This is a genomic window from Acidovorax sp. ST3, from assembly GCF_003231145.1.
GTDB lineage: Bacteria > Pseudomonadota > Gammaproteobacteria > Burkholderiales > Burkholderiaceae_C > Acidovorax.
In genome coordinates this window covers 1-683 of the sequence record NZ_QKVP01000042.1, presented here as the reverse complement: position 1 = coordinate 683, position 683 = coordinate 1, and the positions used below count along the sequence as shown (strand labels likewise).

The 683-nt window shown below is 67.9% G+C and carries 1 protein-coding gene; it reads right to left on the bottom strand.

Features of this window, described 5'->3' with window-relative positions; genetic code table 11:
• Positions 1-217 precede the first annotated feature (217 nt).
• Positions 218-683 (bottom strand): fumarylacetoacetate hydrolase family protein (locus DNK89_RS23425; RefSeq protein ID WP_110962009.1); only part of this gene is annotated, 466 nt, incomplete at its 5' end.

The following is a 683-nucleotide window of genomic DNA, read 5'->3' as shown; positions in this document are numbered from 1 at the left end:
ATTTTTGCCATCTTCCACTGCTCCTGCCACACGGGCTGTTTGTTATGGCATAAATCTTACTCTCAGATCCGCGAGGATCCGGACGCCGCACCGCCGTGGGGCACGGCGCCGCGGTCCTTGCCGGACGGCCTTACGGCGCCCCGCCGCATGCCGGGCGGCGACGCGCCAAGACCAGGCTGGCGCCGGGGAGGGCGGCAGGGCCAGCCGGCGCCGCGCATCACACGATGCGGATGCTCAGTTCCGGCAGGCCGTCCACGTGCGCCACGATCACATCGCCGCGCACCACCGGGCCGACGTTCTCCGGCGTGCCCGAATAGATCAGGTCGCCGGGAAACAGCTCGAACGCCTGCGACAGCCGCGAGATCTGCTCGGCCACCGACCAGATCATGTGCGACAGCGTGGCCTGCTGCTTGCGCTCGCCGTTGACGGCCAGCCAGATGTCGCCTTCCTTGTAGTGGCCGGTCCGGGCCACCGGATGGATCGGGCCGATCGGCGCCGCGTGGTCGAAGCTCTTGCCAATCTCCCACGGCTTCTTCTGGTCGCCCATGCCGCGTTGCAGGTCGCGCCGCGTCATGTCCAGTCCCAGCGCGTAGCCGTAGACGCAGTCCAGCGCCTTGTCCAGCGCAATGTCGCGCCCGCCCTTGGACAGCGCCGCGACCAGTTCCACCTCGTAGTGGTAATTC